14 protein-coding genes are annotated in these 20,279 nt (G+C 34.0%); 5 read left to right on the top strand and 9 right to left on the bottom strand.

Annotation, left to right across the window (positions count from 1 at the left end):
* From ACUSJC_RS01830 to porU, 6 genes are all read right to left on the bottom strand, one after another.
* Positions 1-681 carry an SDR family NAD(P)-dependent oxidoreductase gene (locus ACUSJC_RS01830; RefSeq protein WP_449267848.1) on the bottom strand — a complete coding sequence of 227 codons (681 nt, stop codon included), beginning with the start codon at positions 679-681 and terminating at the stop codon, positions 1-3.
* A gap of 80 nt (positions 682-761) precedes the next feature.
* Positions 762-2,381, bottom strand: a complete 1,620-nt coding sequence (locus ACUSJC_RS01825; RefSeq protein WP_449267847.1) for a pyruvate dehydrogenase complex dihydrolipoamide acetyltransferase — start codon at positions 2,379-2,381, stop codon at positions 762-764.
* Between the two features lie 5 nt (positions 2,382-2,386).
* Positions 2,387-3,385 (bottom strand): pyruvate dehydrogenase (acetyl-transferring) E1 component subunit alpha, encoded by a 999-nt coding sequence (gene pdhA / locus ACUSJC_RS01820; RefSeq protein WP_449267846.1) that lies wholly within the window; start codon positions 3,383-3,385, stop codon positions 2,387-2,389.
* A gap of 157 nt (positions 3,386-3,542) precedes the next feature.
* Positions 3,543-4,025, bottom strand: coding sequence for a cytidine deaminase (gene cdd / locus ACUSJC_RS01815; RefSeq protein WP_449267845.1), 483 nt, complete (start codon positions 4,023-4,025; stop codon positions 3,543-3,545).
* A gap of 64 nt (positions 4,026-4,089) precedes the next feature.
* Complete coding sequence (porV, locus tag ACUSJC_RS01810; RefSeq protein WP_449267844.1) at positions 4,090-5,265, bottom strand: type IX secretion system outer membrane channel protein PorV; 1,176 nt, start codon at positions 5,263-5,265, stop codon at positions 4,090-4,092.
* A 37-nt stretch (positions 5,266-5,302) separates the two neighbouring features.
* Complete coding sequence (porU, locus tag ACUSJC_RS01805) at positions 5,303-9,220, bottom strand: type IX secretion system sortase PorU (protein ID WP_449267843.1); 3,918 nt, start codon at positions 9,218-9,220, stop codon at positions 5,303-5,305.
* A gap of 210 nt (positions 9,221-9,430) precedes the next feature.
* On the opposite strand from porU, the gene gldJ reads away from it, so the two are divergent.
* From gldJ to ACUSJC_RS01790, 3 genes are all read left to right on the top strand, one after another.
* Positions 9,431-11,134, top strand: coding sequence for a gliding motility lipoprotein GldJ (gene gldJ, locus ACUSJC_RS01800; RefSeq protein WP_449267842.1), 1,704 nt, complete (start codon positions 9,431-9,433; stop codon positions 11,132-11,134).
* A 63-nt stretch (positions 11,135-11,197) separates the two neighbouring features.
* A complete protein-coding gene (locus ACUSJC_RS01795) occupies positions 11,198-12,481 on the top strand; it encodes a UDP-N-acetylmuramoyl-tripeptide--D-alanyl-D-alanine ligase (protein ID WP_449267841.1) in 1,284 nt (427 codons plus the stop codon).
* 13 nt (positions 12,482-12,494) lie between these two features.
* Complete coding sequence (locus tag ACUSJC_RS01790; protein WP_449267840.1) at positions 12,495-14,483, top strand: transglycosylase domain-containing protein; 1,989 nt, start codon at positions 12,495-12,497, stop codon at positions 14,481-14,483.
* A 43-nt stretch (positions 14,484-14,526) separates the two neighbouring features.
* Here the strand turns inward: ACUSJC_RS01790 and ACUSJC_RS01785 are convergent, their stop codons facing one another.
* The 3 genes from ACUSJC_RS01785 to ACUSJC_RS01775 all read right to left on the bottom strand — a co-directional run bounded on the left by ACUSJC_RS01785 (position 14,527) and on the right by ACUSJC_RS01775 (position 17,409).
* Complete coding sequence (locus ACUSJC_RS01785) at positions 14,527-15,561, bottom strand: NADP(H)-dependent aldo-keto reductase (protein ID WP_449267839.1); 1,035 nt, start codon at positions 15,559-15,561, stop codon at positions 14,527-14,529.
* A gap of 99 nt (positions 15,562-15,660) precedes the next feature.
* Positions 15,661-16,626, bottom strand: a complete 966-nt coding sequence (locus ACUSJC_RS01780; RefSeq protein WP_449267838.1) for an OmpA family protein — start codon at positions 16,624-16,626, stop codon at positions 15,661-15,663.
* A 21-nt stretch (positions 16,627-16,647) separates the two neighbouring features.
* Positions 16,648-17,409: an exodeoxyribonuclease III gene (locus ACUSJC_RS01775; protein WP_449267837.1), complete on the bottom strand. Its 762-nt coding sequence runs from the start codon at positions 17,407-17,409 to the stop codon at positions 16,648-16,650.
* A 489-nt stretch (positions 17,410-17,898) separates the two neighbouring features.
* On the opposite strand from ACUSJC_RS01775, the gene ACUSJC_RS01770 reads away from it, so the two are divergent.
* The gene (locus tag ACUSJC_RS01770) at positions 17,899-18,288 is read left to right on the top strand and encodes a hypothetical protein (protein ID WP_449267836.1); all 390 of its coding nucleotides are present in this window, start codon (positions 17,899-17,901) and stop codon (positions 18,286-18,288) included.
* A gap of 181 nt (positions 18,289-18,469) precedes the next feature.
* Positions 18,470-20,263: a GNAT family N-acyltransferase gene (locus tag ACUSJC_RS01765; RefSeq protein ID WP_449267835.1), complete on the top strand. Its 1,794-nt coding sequence runs from the start codon at positions 18,470-18,472 to the stop codon at positions 20,261-20,263.
* Positions 20,264-20,279: the final 16 nt, after the last annotated feature.

Here is a 20,279-nt window from a genome sequence, read left to right as displayed (position 1 = left end):
TTAAGGTGTTGTTGAAGAAACTTGTAATACTTTACCATTGTAATATTTATTTCCGGTTAAAGCAAAATTATAAATATAATCGGCCATCTCTTTTGCAGAAATAGGTGCTTCATACCCGGGAAAAGCTTCTTGCAACATTTCGGTTTGCACCGCACCTAACGCCAAAACATTAAAAGCTATTTCTTTCTCTTTATATTCTTCTGCTAAAAGTTCTGAAAGTGTAATTACAGCACCTTTGCTTGAACTATAAGCCGCTAAGCCCGGAAACTTCATACTCCCTTGAATTCCTCCCATTGAACTAATAGTAACCACATGACTCCCTTTTTGCATCAATGGAATACAAATTTGAGTTAAGGCTGCCACTGCAAAAACATTGACTTGGTATACTTTCAAAAAATCAGCAGAACTTATTTGCTCAAAAGGTTTATTGACTAAACTTCCTGCATTATTAATTAAAACATCCACTTTGCCACTCCATGATTCTTGGATAAATTTTGCTACTTGTTCCAAATCTTTCTCTGCCGAAATGTCAATCGACAAACACGTTATATTTTGATTTTCGATTAATGCTTGAGGTATTTTTCTTGAAATAGCTAAAACTTGGTACCCGGAATTAGCAAATTGTAATGCCATTTCGTAGCCAATTCCGCGAGAAGTTCCTGTAATGATGATATTTTTCATCTTAATTCTGTTTTGGGTAAAGGTAAAAAATAAAAAAATCCCAAGAAAATCTTGGGATTTATATCTTAACTCATTAAAAATTAAGCCAACATAGTCACAGGATTTTCCATGTACGCTTTAAGCGTCTGAAGGAATTGAGCTCCTGTAGCTCCGTCTACAGTTCTGTGATCGCAAGCAAGTGTTACTGTCATTGTATTACCTACAACAATTTGACCATTTTTAACTACTGGTTTTTCAATAATTGCACCAACCGACAAAATAGCTGAATTCGGTTGGTTAATAATTGACGTAAACGATTGGATTCCGAACATTCCTAAATTAGAAATTGTGAATGTACTTCCTTCCATTTCAGCCGGCTGAATTTTTTTAGCTTTTGCTCTTACAGCCATATCTTTTACTGAAGCCCCAATTTGAGATAACGTCATTTGATCTGTAAATTTCAATACAGGAACAACCAATCCGTCCTCAACTGCTACTGCAACACCAACATGCACATGGTGGTTTAAAACCATAACATCATCTTTCCATTGAGAATTCACTTGCGGGTGTTTTTTCAATGCCATAGCACAAGCTTTCACTACCATATCATTGAAAGACACTTTAGTATCCGGCAATGTATTAATCATAGCACGTGAAGCCATTGCGTTATCCATATCTAACTCAATCGTTAAATAATAGTGAGGTGCTGTAAATTTAGACTCAGCCAAACGACGTGCAATAGTTTTACGCATTTGAGAATTTTTCAATTCTTCGCGATATTCTTCTCCAGCAGGAACGAATGGTTTTACCGCCACCACAGCTTGAGTTGCCGAAGTTGTTTCTTGAGTTGGAATTGAAACTGCAGAAGGCGTAAAGTTCTCAACGTCACTTTTCACAATTCTTCCGTTTTCGCCAGTTCCTTTAACTTGTGCCAAGTTAATTCCTTTTTCTTCAGCAATTTTTTTAGCTAATGGAGATGCTAAAATTCTACCTGTTTCATTACTCACAAATTCAGCAGGAGTTGAAGCACTTGGAGTTGAAGCAGCGACTGTTTTAGTTTCTTCTTTAGGAGCCTCTTCAGATGTACCACCTACTTTAAAATTAGCCACTACATCAGAAACATCAGTTCCGGCAGGACCTAAAATGGCTAAAATAGCGTCAACCGGAGCAGTTTCTCCTTCTTGAACACCAATATATAACAAAGTACCTGCATTGAAAGATTCAAACTCCATCGTAGCTTTATCTGTTTCAATTTCGGCTAAAATATCTCCTTCTTTAACAGCGTCACCTACTTTTTTCAACCAAGAAGCTACTGTTCCTGTTGTCATAGTATCGCTCAAACGAGGCATTGTCACTACCTTTACGCCTGCTGGAATTTCAGCAGAAGCAGTAGGTTTAGCCTCTTCTTTTACTTCAGGAGCGGTTGTTTCTTCAACTTTAGCGGCAGATGCTCCTTGGTTTAAATATTGACTAATATCTTCACCTTCGTTACCAATAATTGCTAAAAGCGAATCAACCGGAGCTGTTTCTCCTTCTTTAATACCGATATATAATAAAGTACCCGCATTGAAAGACTCAAACTCCATTGTAGCTTTGTCCGTTTCAATTTCGGCTAAAATATCTCCTTCTTTAATTTTATCTCCAACTTTTTTAAGCCATGTCGCTACGGTACCTTCTGTCATAGTATCGCTTAAACGAGGCATTGTTACTACTGTTGCCATATTGCTTATAATTTATGAGGTAAAAATGGATAATTCTCTTGTTCGTATACTACGTCATACATTACATTTAAGTCCGGATATGGAGATTCTTCGGCGAATTTCTCACATTCAGCCACTAAATCAGAAACTCTTTGATCGATAGCTTCGATTTCAGCTTCAGTAACATAATTATTTTCTTTGATAATATCAAGAACTTGAGTAATTGGATCAATTTTTTTGTATTCTTCTACCTCTTCTTTTGTTCTATAATGTTGTGCATCAGACATTGAATGTCCTCTGTAACGATATGTTTTTAACTCTAAGAAAGTTGGTCCGTCTCCGCGACGTGCTCTTTCGATAGCTTCGCTCATGGCTTCTGCTACTTTAATAGGATTCATTCCATCAACTGGTCCACATGGCATTTCGTATCCTAAACCTAATTTCCAAACATCGGTATGATTAGCAGTCCTTTCTACAGAAGTACCCATTGCATATCCATTGTTCTCTACAATAAATACTACAGGTAATTTCCAGTTCATTGCCATATTAAATGTTTCGTGTAATGAACCTTGACGAGCAGCACCATCTCCGAAATACGTTAGCGTTACACCTCCTGTATTGAAATATTTATCTGCGAAAGCAAGTCCAGCACCAAGAGGAATTTGTCCTCCAACAATTCCGTGACCTCCGTAAAACCCATGTTCTTTAGAAAAAATATGCATTGAACCACCTAATCCTTGAGAAGTTCCCGTAGCTTTACCTAAAAGTTCTGCCATAACTCTACGAGGATCAACCCCCATACCTATTGGCTGAACGTGATTACGATAAGCTGTAATCATCTTATCTTTAGACAAATCCATAGCATGTAAAGCTCCAGCTAAAACGGCTTCTTGTCCATTATATAAGTGAAGAAATCCTCTTACTTTTTGTTGGATATACAATGCAGCAAGTTTGTCCTCGAACTTTCTCCAAAACTGCATGTCTTCATACCACTTAAGGTAAACTTCTTTTGTGATTGGTTTCATTTTTGATTTGTTTGTTAATTTTGTTTTTAAACCTAAAAATCCCAAAGTAGAAATTTTAGTAATAGCAAAAATACTATTTCAATAAATATGGAAAAAATTAATTCCAAAGAAATTAACCTTTTTTATTTATAAAATCACATTTTTTTCTACGAAAACGTTATAGATATTTTTTATCAAACAATAATGGTAATAAATTTTTCAATGAATTTGACTTATAAATTTCTCCCGTTGCTCCCATGAAAAATATTTCTATATCTGAGTTTTGCTTGATTTCATATTCAGCAATAGACTGCCTGCAAGCACCGCAAGGCGGAATAGGGTCAGAAAGCTCTTTATCTTGTGGTGACGCTGAGATAAATAGCTTTTGAACTATTGCATCAGGATAATTTGCTCCTGCATAAAAAATAGCAACGCGTTCAGCACATAATCCTGAAGGATAAGCTGCATTTTCCTGATTACTTCCTGTAATTATTTCTCCGTTATCTAAGAGTAACGCCACTCCTACCTGAAATTTTGAATAAGGAGCATAAGCCCCTCTTCTAATTTCCTGAGCTTTAATCATTAATTCCCTATCAAAAACACTCAATTCATCAATAGATGAAAAAACTGTAAAGTTGGTTGTAACTGAAATTTGTTTCATAATTGAGGAAAAAAAATCCAAACTCTGCAAAGAATTTGGATTTTAATTTAATTAGTTCTTATTATTATAATTCGTCGTATTTATCACCAAAATTAAACGTCAAAGAGAATCGCAATGTATTTTCTAACGGGTTTCTAACTTTTGATGCAGAGAATAAATACGATACATCTATTTTTACAATGTTGTATTTAAATCCTGCTCCTAAAGTAAAATACTTTCTTGCTCCTTTTTGCTCACTTTCATGAAAATATCCGGTTCTTAACGCAAATGAATCTTGATAATTATATTCTGCACCTAACGCCCATGTAAATTCTTTTAATTCTTCTGATAAGCCACCGGGAGCATCATTAAATGATTTGAACATACCGCTAACCCAACCTTGAGAATTATAATCCGCCATTGCCTGTTGATAATCTGTTGAATTAATCACTCCATCACCATTTAAATCTGTATCATTAGCCGGAGGAGTTGGCACCATTAATTTAGTTACTTCACCTGTAACGGATACTTTATTATAATCATCAAAAATAAAATCAAATCCTGCACCTAAACGTAAGTTTGCCGGTAAAAAATTTGCATTCTCATCTATTCCATCATTATTATAATTGATTTTCGGCCCCATATTTTGCAAATTAAAACCTGCTCTCCAACGACCATTGAAATCATCATACGCAATTTCTTCTGACTGATAATACCCTGCAACATCAACTGCGAAAGAAGATGCCGGAGATGAATCATTGGTTCCGTCATTGATTTTTAAATTGGAACGAATATAACGCCCGCCAACAGCCATAGAAAAACGTTCGCTTAATTTTAAGGAATACGAACCATCTAAAGCAAATTCATTCGGACTTACATTAGTGGTTGGATTCCCACTATTATCTGTCAATTGTATATCTCCTAAACCAAAATAACGCAAAGAACCCGCAAAAGCACTTTGTTCATTAATTCTGTTGTAATACGTTAACTGCCCCAATGAAATATCATTAGCGATACTTGCTAAATACGGCGTATAGCTTAAAGAAAAACCTTGTTTATCTAAAGAGAAAGCATATTTCGCAGGATTATATTGTTGAGAATAAGCATCTGCAGATGTTGCAACCCCCATGTCTCCCATACCTGCAGAACGAGCATCAGCAGCAATTAATAAAAACGGAACTCCAGTGGTTATAACACGCTCTTGTGCTTGTATGAATTGTGTAGTAATAATTAAAGTTAATACTAATGCAATTTTTTTCATTATAACAATTTATTAAGTTGACAAATATACTATTTTATTACAGGATTACAAGTTTCTCGTATTTTTCCTTCTTACTTCCCGTTGTTGTTGATTTAACGGTTAGCTTATAGACATAAACTCCTTTACCTATTTTATCTCCGAAATCATCTCTTCCATCCCATTTTATCTCACGACACAAGAACCCGTCTGTAATTACTTGTTGATTTATTGTTTTTACTAATTTCCCGGTAATCGTTAAAATCTGAACTTGAACATCTAATGACTCTAACGGCATATTGTGAGTAAACCAAAATTCAGTATAACTTACAAAAGGATTAGGGTAATTCAACACTCTTTCAATTCGCAATCCTTCATCCGAACAGACCGCATTAAATTGAATCTCCATAGTAACCAAATTATTATACACATCCCATGCCTTAACCAAAACCGTATGTATTCCTGCTTCTAAATCTCGGAAAGGAAAGCGAATAATCCCTTTGGTAAAATCATCTAATTCTGTTTCGTAATAATCATTTAGCACATAAGGATTTTCCTCATCTCCATCTAATATTGCTACTATATCGTGTCCAATCCCACTTGCCGTATTAATTCCATTTTCATCTTCCAACTTAACAATAAGGATAGGAGAACAATTCGTTATCTCTCCGGAGACAAAACTTTCATCGTTCATATACAGACTAATTGTTGGCGGAGTAGAATCTGCCGAAGCGTTTTCGTTTACACCTCCAACCTGTATTGACAGATCATACCCTGTTTGATCCTGCAAATCAGGCGATTCACTTTTAGCATAAAAACTAATCTTTCCATTACCTAAAGGTATTCGAATATCTTGAGGAACCACAAAACTAATTTCAAACTTACCGGCATTAACAGATGCATTTCCTCTAAAAATAGTTTCCCCTAAAGTTGTAAAATCCATTTTTATCAATTGCCCTTCAGCAAAATGCACCCCGTTAATAGTTATTCCGTTTGGACCAGGAGCAACAACTCCATTATTCGCTAATGTTGACCTATTAATGTTTTTATCAAAAATTTGTATCGCTACATCTCCATTATACCCGGACATCAAAACATTATTTTCATCCACCACTTCACCTTCTACTTTCATTAAATCTAATGCTCTAAAAGGAGGTAATATCTGCGAAACCGGCACATCATTAACTTTAGTTAAAACCACTTTCGGTTTAGGTATTGCTAATTGCAAAGCAGGATCTCCGATACAAAAAACCACTCTTCTATTATCTGAACCCGTTCTAATTTTAGTTAAACGTAACGCCTCTCCAACAGCCGGATAATCATAAGTTCCGAAAGCATATAAATCCTCATTCAAATAATTATTCATTATCAATCCTGTCGTAACTCCGATTTGCCTAGTTGTTGCTATTAAAGAAACCGCTCCTCCTTTAGTATTCCAATACATGTATTCCCCACCAGTAGGTTTACCAGGATCATCAAAACGAGTAAATTCACAAGTTATTGTAATAAATAGCGGATAACGGTATTGATTATTCAAATTTTGAGCATCTAATTTTTCGAACAATCTTTCCTTTGCTAAAAACTCTTCACTTCCGTGTCCATAATAATTAAACACTAACGCACCTATATCGAACATATTTAAAAAATCTGCTTTTGCCTCCGGATAACGTTCACCTCCTGCAGCAACTTGCTGAACGTAAGCGTCTGAATGTATTTTTTTTACATTCACAAAAGGTTTTTGCGCCACCAACTCATCTGCTAACTCATTTAAATTAAATTGAAGCTGCACATCAGTTTGATTATCAGCATCATCCGAATAGATCACATAACTATTACGCCAACGACCATAAGACGACACATTATAATACTCTTTTATTTTATTTATCATTTCCTGAGCCTGAGAAACAGAAGAAACTAACATTCTCCCTACCGCAATATCAATCCCATCATAACTCAACAACATCTGCCCTTCACCATCATCCATTAACCCATAAAAATCATCAGACATAAAAGAACTGTAAAGCGAAAAATTAGAACTATTATTCACCTCAGAAGCATTAGGATTAAATCCATGAAAGACAGGAACAATATTATTATTCCCCGAAACTCTATCTTTATAATCATAAGATGCATCTCCAAAAAGATTGACATACTTTATTCGATTCTCTGATGATGAAGCATTCTGATAAACGTATCGAATAAAATTACGAATAGCAGCTATATCTTTTTTCCCAGAACCAAACTCTTGATAAATACTCTCCAATGTAACGACCTTAGTATTCAAACCTGAATTCAAACTATGGAAACTGGCCAATGTTTCAGCCTGAGAAGCCAAAAAGACCGGAGTAATAATAACATAATCCACATCTTCAAAACCACCCTGAACATTCCTAAAAATCGTTCCTTTTAAATTTTGATTCAAAACAACACTATTCGATTCTTTTAAAGGAGTATAATAATCAGAAGACACAACTGCCATATATTTTTTCTCACTACCAAGACTTACTTTAAATGAAAAATTATTCTGCCCATTATTAGGATAATTCTTCACATTAAAAATATCTGTCACATCCCAAATCTGACCTACTGTTGATGCGTTTGTCAGAATATATTCCCCTATACCTATATTAGTTGCCTCATCTTCATTAAAAAAAGAAAACTGCTGTCCATAGCCTTGCAATCCGCAAACTCCTTTTATCCTAATAAAGTCCAAAAAGCCATTAGAGGAGGGCACTCCTCCATTATTATACGTTAATCCTATATTTATATCAGACGACGAAGATGTAAAAGTCCCATTATAGACATTTTCATATCCTTGCACGCCTCCACTAGCTTGCAAAGAAAGAAAACTAACATTCCCTAAAGTTTGTCCATTTGCTTTTACCTCAAAAGAAGAGCTCCCATAAGATTGTGATGCCAAATTAATTTTAAGAGTCAATGGCATTGTCGTAATTAGATTTGGAAAACTAAAATTAAAACTCTGGCTATTTGTTGATCTAAAATCTTCACCATACCACCTTCTCCCAATTTTTCCGGGATTCACCAAATCTTTTTCATAAACTTGAACATTGTGATAATTAGAAAACTGAACAGAAGCACTACCTGAAGGCTGTACAGCTTGCTGAATTCGCTTCCCAGAGCCTCCATAACTTGTAACATAATAATATGATTTATCATCATACAAATTAACACTTGTTAAACTCTCTTCATTCCACACATCCACTCCTTCTGCGTAAAAGAGAATATAGTCCTCTTCATTAAAAACTCCATCATCTTCACCAATAATTTGTATCGCATTCTCTTTTATATCCATCACATAATCCGAAACATTCTGCAATTGAAGCATTCGCCCTCCGTTCCCAAAGATTTTTATATTCCTAGGATCTACATTAGTATCAAACCCTAAACTTTGTAAAAAAGACTTTGTTATTTTATAAACTCCTGATTTTTCTACATAAAAGCGATGCCAACTCCCATTAGCTAAAACAGAATTAGAAATTTGATTAATTGCTGAATAATTAACCACTTTAGCACTTGATGAAGCACTTTGATAAGAAAACGTAACAGATTTAACTCTTTTATATTGCCTTCCTTCTTTTAAAATCGGAGAGAACGAAATAACTATTTTCTTTTGATCCCTCACCATTGCATTCTCTACTTTCGAATCAATCGAAGCAGATAACTTTGTCTTATCCAAATCTCCTAAATCTTGTTCCGAAATATCCTCAGTAATCAGAGAAACAATAGACAAAGACGACACATTAGCTGCGTTGGAAACATCCAATACTGATCGCGAAAAAATAACCCTTTCCGAAATAGACACGTCAAAAGTTCCTCCTTTAAAAACAGGATATTTAAACGTAAACTCGTCGTTTTTTGAATACGTTTCCATCCCATTCCACTCCAAATTTATAGTCACATTATTTTGCGAAATGGCTGAAACAGTTAAAAAAAGTAAAAGAATGGCAATTTTTTTCATCTTAGGATACAACGCTAAATCAACTTATATATTACAAAGAGAAAAAAATATTTTATCTTTTACTAACAATTACAATAAATTTTACCTTAAAGCGTTATCTTTATTATAGTTTTAACAAAATTTTATTTTTTTTTAGTTTTTTTTTAAATCGTGTTGCATTTTAATACATTATTATTATCTTGCGTCACTAAAATTATTACCTACTAAAGTATGAAAATTAATAGTATGAAGACTTTAAAATTGCTAGTTGCTTTGTCAGTAGCGTTAGGTGTAGCTAGCTGTAGCAAAAATTCAGGAACCAAAGGTGGTTCTAGAGCTACAGGTTGGAAGATTAATGACAAAAACGGCGGATTTCAGTACAACACTAAGTACAAAAAACAACAAACTCCACCAGGCATGGTACCTGTAGAAGGCGGTACTTTTACTATGGGTAAAGTTGAAGATGATCCAATGCACGACTGGAACAACACCCCGTCCCAACAGCACGTTCAGTCTTTCTTCATGGACGAAACTGAAGTTACCAATGTAATGTATACAGAATATTTATTCTGGCTAAAAACAGTTTACCCTCCTACTGAAGAAAACTATAAAAATATTTACACAGGTGCTTTACCTGATACTTTGGTTTGGAGAAACCGTTTAGGCTACAATGAAACGATGACTAACAACTACTTAAGACACCCGGCTTATGCAGAGTACCCAGTAGTAGGTGTTAACTGGATTCAAGCTGTTGAATTCAGCAAATGGAGAACTGACCGTGTTAACGAAAACATCTTAGAACAAAGTGGTTACTTGAAAAAAGATGCTAAAGTTAAAGATGTATCTGCAGAGTCTACATTCAGTACTGAAACGTACTTAGCAGCTCCTAGTAAAACTTTTGGTGGAAATGAAGAGTTAGTCTTAAGAAAAGAGATGAATGCTAGCGGAAGAAAAGAAGCAGCGGATACCGCTAAAAATGTATATGCTCAAAGAAGTTCCGGTTTAATTTTACCAGAATACAGACTTCCTACTGAAGCTGAATGGGAATATGCTGCTGTTGCTTTAGTTGGAAACAGAGAATACAACCTTTATAAAGGTCAAAAGAAATACCCTTGGGGCGGACAATATACTCGTTCTGGAAAAAGACAATACAGAGGAGACCAATTGGCTAACTTCAAACAAGGAAAAGGTGATTACGGCGGAGTTGCAGGATGGTCTGATGACGGTGCTGACATCACTAGTAAAGTAAAAAGCTACCCTCCAAATGATTTTGGTCTATATGACATGGCCGGTAACGTAGCTGAATGGGTTGCTGACGTTTACAGACCTACAGTAGATGATGAAGCGAACGACTTCAACTACTATAGAGGTAACGTTTATATGAAAAATAAAATTGGTGAAGACGGAACTACAGAAGTTGTAACAGCTGACAACATTACTTATGATACTTTAAGTAATGGTAAAGTAATGGCAAGAAACCTACCTGGTCAAATTGCTCAAGTTCCGGTTGACGATAATGAAACATATTTAAGAACTCAATTCTCTACTTCTGACAACAGAAACTATAGAGATGGTGATAGATCATCTACAAGATATTTTGATTTTGGTTCTTCTGAAGACGGAGAAGGAAATGAAGACAAATACAAAATGTATGAGTCTCCTCAACACAAAATTGAAGTGGATAGCGCTGGAGTTATGATTAAAAAGTATGACAAAACCGACATGAAAGAAGGTAAACGTACTACTTTAGTTGATGACAACGTAAGAGTTTACAAAGGTGGTTCTTGGAGAGATAGAGCATACTGGTTAGATCCGGCTTCAAGAAGATATTTCCCTCAAGATATGGCAACTGACTACATTGGTTTCAGATGTGCAATGTCTAAAGTTGGACCTAAGTCTAACAAAAAGACACCAAGAGGAAATCCTAAATTTTAATTTTCACATACTTTATACCAAAAGCCCTTTCAATTGAAAGGGCTTTTTTAGTATATTCGCTCTATGAAAATAGATCAAATACATAGCCTTTTCTTAACCACTACAGGTGTGAGCACAGACACTCGTGCTATTCAAGAAAATTCATTTTTCGTTGCTCTTAAAGGAGAAAATTTTGATGCAAATACGTTTGCAAAAGAAGCACTCAACAAAGGAGCAAGCTATGTTATTATTGACAACAAAGAGTACTATTTAAACAAAAGAACAATTCTTGTCGAAGATAGTCTAATTGCACTTCAAGAATTAGCAAAATATCATCGTAGTTTTTTAGGAACTACAATTTTAGCACTGACCGGTAGTAATGGTAAGACTACTACAAAAGAATTATTCAACGCCATTCTTTCGCAAAAATTTAAAACCATTGCCACTATTGGAAATTTAAACAATCATATTGGCGTTCCTCTCACACTTCTTCGTTTAACAAAAGAAACCGAATTAGGAATTATAGAAATGGGAGCTAATCATCAAAAAGAAATCGAATTGCTTTGCTCCATTACTCAACCTGACTTCGGTTACATCACTAATTTCGGGAAAGCGCATTTAGAAGGTTTTGGCGGAGTTGAGGGGGTTATCAAAGGTAAAAGCGAACTTTACACTTATCTTTCCGATCATCAAAAAATGGCATTCATCAATTGGGACGACCCAATTCAAAGAGAAAAAAGCCAAGCTTTTGCACACTTCACTTTTTCTAATGCTGACAAGAATACTGATCTTTTCTTCGACACCATTGAAGCCAATCCGTTTGCTAAAGTTTCTTTCCAAGATACAGAAATCCAATCCAATTTAATTGGTATTTACAATACCACGAATATTTGTGCTGCTATTTCAGCCGGAAAATATTTTGGTATCAATAATAAAACCATTAAAGCGGCAATTGAAAATTATATTCCAACGAATAATCGTTCTCAGATAATTGAGCGAGAAAATTGCAAAATTATTTTAGATGCTTACAATGCCAACCCGAGTAGTATGCAAGCAGCACTCACGAATTTCTTTCAATTAGAGAACCTAAAAAAAATAGCCGTTTTAGGAGACATGTTCGAATTAGGTTCTGAGAGTTCAGAAGAACATCAAAAAATTGTAAGCTATTGTCTAGAACATCCCCAAGTCGAATTTTATTTTGTTGGAAAAGCATTCTTTGAACACCAAGTAAACTCCACTCACATTCATTTTTTTGAGACTTTTGAAGATTTGACTCCTTCTATTAAAAACATCCAATCAAAAGACACATTGATTTTAATCAAAGGATCAAGAGGTATGAAATTGGAGAGAGTTTTAGATTTAATCTAGCCCAATCTACATTATGAAACTTAAAATGAAATGGTACAGAAGAGCGGTGTTTTTAAACCGAAGAAAAGCTTTAATCATTGCTTTGACTCTTCTAATCACACTGTTTTTACTTATACTTTCCTTTCGAAATTCATTTTTAGAACAGGCGGTAAAAAAAGCACAATTTAAGCTCAAAAGAGACTACAATAGTGAGTTAACACTTAAAGAAGCACATTTCACCAGTTTAACCGAAGTTGAATTACTTGATCTGAATTTAATTCCTATAAAAAAAGACACTCTTTTCTCTGCAGAATCGGTTCGTGTTAAAATCAACTTTCTACCGCTTTTGACCGGAACCATACAAATCAATTCTTTAGAACTTAAAAATAGCTCTATTGCTTTGATTAAAAATAAATACGGAACCAATTACGAAGATTTTCTTAAAAGAAAGCAAGAAGAAAACGAAGGAGAACAAGAGAAAACCAATTATGCTTTTTTAGCAGAACGTATTACTAACACACTTCTTAATTTTCTTCCTGAAAAAATGGAAGTCCAAAATCTCAACATAAAAGTTCAAGATTTCTCAAATTACGTTTCTGTTTTTGTCCCTAAAATCCACTTTTCAGATCATAAATTTGACTTTGAAACGAAAATTAAAACCGAAAATTCCGTTCAAAATTGGGCGCTGAAGGGAACAGCTAATCCACGAAAAAGAAATGGAACTATTGAGTTAAGTGCAAAAAATGATTCGGTAGTAAAAATTCCTCTTTTGGCAGAAAAAATAGGTTTGAAAACCCAATTCAAGAAAGCTACTTTCGAAATCTATAAAATGGAATTGGAAGATGATGATTTTCACATTGAAGGTAAAACTTCTACGGAAAACTTATTAGTCAATCATCCCAAAATTGCACCTAAAGATGTTACTATACAAAATTCGTCTATAGAATATCACACGATTATTCAAAACCGAGCTATCGTTTTAGACAGTAGTTCTACGATAAACATCGAAAAATTAAAAATCAACCCTTATCTAAAACTTATTAAAGACAAAGACACCACAGTTGCAGCGAGTATTTATATACCAAAGATAAAAGCTCAAGATTTTGTTAATTCGCTACCAAAAGGTCTATTTTCACAACTTGAAGGTTTAGAAGCCGAGGGAAGTTTTGAATATAAACTTCATTTTGGTTATTCAACATCAACTCCTGATAATATATTGTTAGACAGTAAATTAACTAACTATAAACTAAAAGTTACGCGTTTTGGCAATGCCAATCTTTTAAAATTAAATGGAGAATTCATCTATCAACCTATTGAAAACGGCATTCCGCAAACACCATTTTTAATTGGAGCCAGCAATCCCAATTATATTCCACTTAGTGAAATTTCGCCCTATTTACAAAAATGCGTACTTACCTCAGAAGATCCGTTTTTCTTCTACCATAAAGGTTTTGAGCCCGATGCATTTAAACAATCCATCTTAAAAAACATCAAAACCAAAAAATTCACTCGAGGTGCCAGCACTATCAGTATGCAATTGGTTAAAAATATTTTTCTAACGAAAGAAAAAACAATCGCCCGAAAAGCAGAAGAAATTATTTTGGTTTATATCCTGGAAAACAATACGTTTATCAGCAAGGAAAGAATGTTAGAAATTTACTTTAATATTATTGAATGGGGACCAAAAGTGTACGGAATCCAACAAGCCTCACAATTCTATTTCAATAAATCGGCAAAAGATCTAACACTTGAAGAGTGTTTGTACTTAACTTCAATTGTTCCGAAACCTAAAAAATTCATTTGGCAATTTGATGCCTATGGAAATTTAAGAGATCACGTTTTGAAACGCAATCATTTTATTGAAAGCGTCATGTTAAAACGCAATTTAATTACGCCAGAAGACACTTTAATTAGAACACCTTTTAGCATTCAAGGTCCGGCTAAGAATTATCTCAAAATCACAGCCATTGATTCTACTATGGTAGACAGCATTACTAAAATCACTCCAATTTTAGAAGATTAATTTTATAAAAAAGCGGTTCAAAAGAACCGCTTTTCATTCTTTATTAAGGTGCCGGATTCGGAATTAAATCATGAACCGCATTGATCTCAGCAATAATCTCTTCAGATAAAACCAAATCAAAAGCTGCAAAATTCTCTTTTAATTGTTCCATTGTGGTTGCTCCGATAATTGTTGAAGTCACAAACGGTTGTTCTTTTACAAAAGCAATTGCCATTTTAGAAAGCGTTAAATTGTGTTTTTGTGCAATCTCCTGATATTTCGCCGTAGCTTTATAACAATTCTCACTTGTATAACGGGTAAATTGCGGAAATAAGCTAATACGTGAATTAGGTTCAATCCCATTTAAATGCTTCCCGGATAAAAATCCGAAACCTAATGGAGAATAAGCCAACAAGCCAACTTCTTCGCGTAAGGCAATTTCAGACAAACCAACTTCAAATAATCTATTCAGTAACGAATACGGATTTTGAATGGTTGCAATTCTTGGTAAACCGTGTTTTTCGCTTTCCATTAAATAGCGCATCACACCCCAAGGATTTTCATTTGAAACACCAATGTGACGAATTTTTCCTTCTTTGATTAAACCGTCAAATGTTTGCAACACATCCAAAATACTATCTTGCCATTGACGATCAATGTCTGCAATTCCGCGTTTACCAAACATATTCATTACACGTTCTGGCCAATGCATTTGGTACAAATCAATATAATCGGTTTGCAAATTTTTTAAACTATTTTCAACTGCAGCGTGAATATTTTGTTTAGAAAAAGATAATGGCTGACGAATATAATCCATGCCTCTATTAGGTCCGGCAATTTTAGTAGCAATTACCAACTCATCCCTTTTTCCGGTCTTTTTTAACCATGAACCGATATAACGTTCAGTACTTCCTAAAGTTTCCTGACGAGCAGCTATAGGATACATTTCGGCAGTATCAATAAAGTTTACTCCGTTATCGGTAACAAAACTCAATTGCTCATGCGCTTCTTGTTCGGTATTTTGTTCGCCAAAGGTCATAGTTCCCATACAAACCGTACTCACTTTGATATCAGTTCTTGGTAAAGTTGTATATTTCATTTCAATTTTCATTTAAGTTGTCCAAATTTACGAAGTTTAAAAACAAAAAAGGTCTAAACACAAATGGTTCAGACCTTTTTAACGAAGACTTAAGAAATCTTAAATTTCATTCATCAATTTTGTGATCTCATCTAACTTAGGCGTCAAGATGATTTCGATACGTCTATTTTTAGCTTTACCATCAGCTGTTTCATTAGTGGCCAATGGCGCAAACTCACCTCTTCCGGCAGCCGTTAAATTCTTTTTATCAATACCTTTGTTTTCTGATAAGATATTTACAATAGCTGTTGCTCTTTTGGTTGACAAATCCCAGTTATTTTCAACACCACCACCGATTGTTCCGGTGATTTTATCATTATCCGTATGCCCTTCAATTAAAACGGAAATATCAGGATTATCAGCTAGAACTGTTCCCAAAGCTTTTACCGCTTTACGACCTTCTGTTCCTACTGTCCAGCTACCCGATTCAAACAACAATTTGTTTTCCATAGAAACGTACACTTTTCCGTTTCTGTGTTCTACGGTTAACCCTTTCCCTTCAAAAGCATTTAAAGCTTTAGATAAGGTTTCTTTTAATTTAGCCATAGCTGCTTCTTTGTCAGCCATCATTTTTTCCAATTCAGCTAAACGCGTAGAGGAAGCTTCTAAATCCGATTTTAATTTATTTAAACGTTCTTGTTCTGCATTTAAAGCTTTCTCTTTAGCTTCTAATTCTGCTAACAATTCGCGATTTTTTTTCATGTTGCTTTCTAAGGCATCATTACTATTTTTCTCTAAAGCAGCATACGATGATTTTAAATTATCAAGATTCTTTTTAGTAGCTGCGTAGTCAGATGCTAATTGATCTCGCTCTGCTTTCAATTTATCAAATTCCGCTTGCAGAGCATTTTTTTCTAAGTCCAATTTACTATTGGCTGCTTGCAAATCTTTGTTTTCATCAGCTAAAGTATTGCGCTCTTTTTTTAAATTAGCGTATTTACTTTCAAGATCTTGGTAGATTTTTTTGGATACGCAAGAAGTAGTCAAACCTAGAACTACTGCTGCTAAGGCAATTCTTCTAATCATTTTATAAATATTTATACTCTTTTATTCTAATTCAACTAGAACCGGACAATGGTCGGAATGATTTGCTTCCGGTAAAATTAAAGCTCTTTTTATTTGATCTCTTAATGGTTCCGCTACCAAACAATAGTCAATTCTCCAACCTTTATTATTGGCTCTGGCATTTGCTCTATAACTCCACCAACTGTAATTGTGCGGTTCTTTGTTTAAGAAACGAAAAGTATCTACAAAACCACTTTTCATAAAACCATCAAGCCAAGCACGTTCTTCGGGTAAAAATCCGGATACTTTTGCATTGCGAATAGGATCGTGAATATCTATAGCTTCGTGACAAATATTGTAATCACCACAAATTACAAGATTAGGGATTTCTTTTTTTAATTGATTAATATACAATTGAAAATCATCCATGTACTGAAATTTATGATCTAAACGATCAATATTGGTTCCGGAAGGCAAATATAAACTCATTACTGAAATATCACCAAAATCGGCACGCAAGTTTCTCCCTTCACTATCCATATATTCAATTCCGGTTCCATAAACCACATTATCCGGCTTCACTTTACTTAAAATAGCGACTCCGCTATATCCTTTTTTTTGTGCCGGAAAATAATATTGAAAAGGATAACCTGCCATTTCGATTTCCATTTTCGGAATCTGATCTTCTGTCGCTTTGATTTCCTGCAAACAAATAACATCGGGATTTGCCTGCTGTAACCAATCTAAAAAACCTTTATTTATTGCAGCTCTAATTCCATTTACATTATAAGAAATAATTTTCATCTTGAACCAAGTATATCAATATTCACCAAAAGTATAAAATTAGCCTGCTTATTCAAATTTTAAGCTATACTTTATTTAGAATTCATTTTTATCTTCATTTCATAATGTTAATTTAATTTTAACCTAATCCTAAAAAAACACTGATAGTCAATAAAATACAAAACAATACAATATTAAATCAAAAATCTTTCGACAAACAAATAAAATTGTGTGTTTTTTTTTACTTTTTATATTAATATTTTTTATTATATTTGTTACAGTCCCAAACGTAAATTACAATTTATCCATCAAACTACAAAACACTACTAATTGAAATATAATGCTATAGAGATATACATTATATTGGTATCTATTGTGGAAATAACATACTGCTAGAAATTTCCTAAAAAGAAATAACACTACTGCTAAAAATGATCTAAATCGTGAAAATTTTTATTTTCACTGAAGGGGGGCTTACAAAAAAATAATCAAAAGCAAAAAAGTATTGTTATGTTTTACTTAGAAAAAGACTACTTCGTTATGAAGAGAAAAGGCAGAACCACTAAACTGCACATCACAGAACTAGAACAGGTTAACATAAAGACGCAGAAGAAATACCACAAAGTATTTTTCTTTATCTTGTATATACTGCTTCTTTTCATTGTGATATTTCTATCTGTTGAAATTGAAATCTATCAAACCGTTGCTTATATAGCAATATTATATTTTTTCATGTTTTACGGACTCAAAGTAAGACAAGATTATCTCGTTGTAAAAGCCAAAGGACATTTAAGAAAGTTTAAAATAAACTATCAAAATGTAAATAGCGTAATTGTATTAATTGAAAAAAGACAACTTGCTAACTATGAAAAACATACTTCTCCAGACATTAGACCTTAATAATAGTAGATATCTATTATTTTTAGGATTGATCTATGCTTTTTTTATAATTTTAAAAAAAGAAAAACACTAATTTTCTTAATCCAAAAAATAATTACTATCAAATTTAAGATATCATAAATTTAAGGATAGATTTAATATTTCAGTAGAATTACTATATTTGTTTTCTTAAAAAAAGAGAATGGGATTAGTAACAGCCAAAGAAGTAGCAAGCGCAATTAATGCCGATAAATATGGTTTTTTAGGAACATTTTCAGGATGGTTACTGATGAAGGTTCTTAAGATTTCTACTCTCAATAAAGTCTACGATAGAAATAAGCACCTAAAGGATATTGAATTTTTAAATGCTATCTTAGATGAGTTTCAGATTAAATTTGAAATTCCTGAAGAAGATTTTAAACGTCTACCTAAAGATGGTGCTTATATTACCATTTCTAACCACCCGCTTGGCGGTATTGATGGAATTTTATTGCTAAAGCTCATGCTGGAAAAAGAGCCTGATTTTAAAATCATTGCCAACTTTTTACTGCATAGAATTGAGCCTATGAAGCCTTATATCATGCCGGTTAATCCTTTTGAGAACCATAAAGATGCTAAATCAAGCGTGGCTGGTATTAAAGAAACTCTTCGTCACCTAGCGGATGGAAAACCATTAGGTATGTTCCCCGCCGGAGAAGTTTCTACTTATAAAGACGGGAAATTAGTTGTTGATAAACCTTGGGAGGAAAGTGCACTCAAAATTATAAAAAAGGCAAGTGTTCCTGTTGTCCCCATTTATTTTCATGCTAAAAACAGTAAACTTTTTTATTTTTTAGCGAATTTGAATGATACATTGCGAACAGCTAAATTACCGAGTGAATTATTAACGCAAAAAGATAGAATAATTAAAGTTCGCATAGGAAAGCCCATTACGGTTGCCGAACAGAATGAACACGAATCAATTGCTGAATATGGGGATTTCTTAAGAAGAAAAACTTATATTCTTTCTAATGCTTTTGAAAGTGAACAAAAATTAATCAACACGCCTTCATTAAAAATAACAAAGCCACCAAAACAGATTGCAAAACCAGCAAATCAAGAACAAATTTTGGAAGAAATGGCTTTCTTGAAAAATGGTGATTACCGATTATTACAGAGCAAGAACTATGAAGTTTTCTTAGTAACTGCTGATAAAATTCCAAATATTCTACATGAAATCGGTCGCCTGCGCGAAATCACTTTTAGAGAAGTTGGCGAAGGAACCAATGAATCTTTAGATCTCGACCAATACGATAAATACTATCATCACATGTTTTTGTGGGATGACGAAACTCAGCAAATTGCCGGTGCTTACCGCATGGGCTTAGGAACCGATATTTATACAAAATATGGTATCGACGGTTTTTATTTACACGAGCTATTCCGTTTTGAACCGGAGTTGTATGATATGATGGGAAAATCTATTGAAATGGGACGTGCTTTTATTTGTAAAGAATACCAACAAAAACCAATGCCTTTATTTTTGCTTTGGAAAGGAATTGTACACACAACATTGCGTTTTCCTGAGCATAAGTATTTAATTGGTGGTGTGAGTATCAGTAACCAATTCTCTGATTTTTCTAAATCGTTGATGATTGAGTTCATGAAATCACATTATTATGATCCTTACATAGCGCAATATGTGAGACCTAAAAAAGAATACAAAGTAAAACTTAAAGATGCTGATAAAGATTTTGTCTTTAATGAGACAGAAGCCGATTTGAATAAGTTTGACAAAATTATTGATGAAGTCGAACCAGGCAATTTGCGTTTACCTGTATTAATTAAAAAATATATTAAACAAAATGCAAGAGTTATTGCATTTAATGTTGATCCTTTGTTTAACAACGCCGTTGACGGTTTAATGTATATCAAAATTTCTGATTTACCGGAAAGCACGGTCAAACCTGTTATGGAAGAATTTCAGGCCGAGTTAGAACGAAAAGAAAAAGGATAACACAAGAACATTAACA

The organism is Flavobacterium sp. U410, assembly GCF_053570605.1.
Note: the sequence above shows the minus strand (reverse complement) of the source record. Positions and strands in the feature narration are given on the sequence as shown.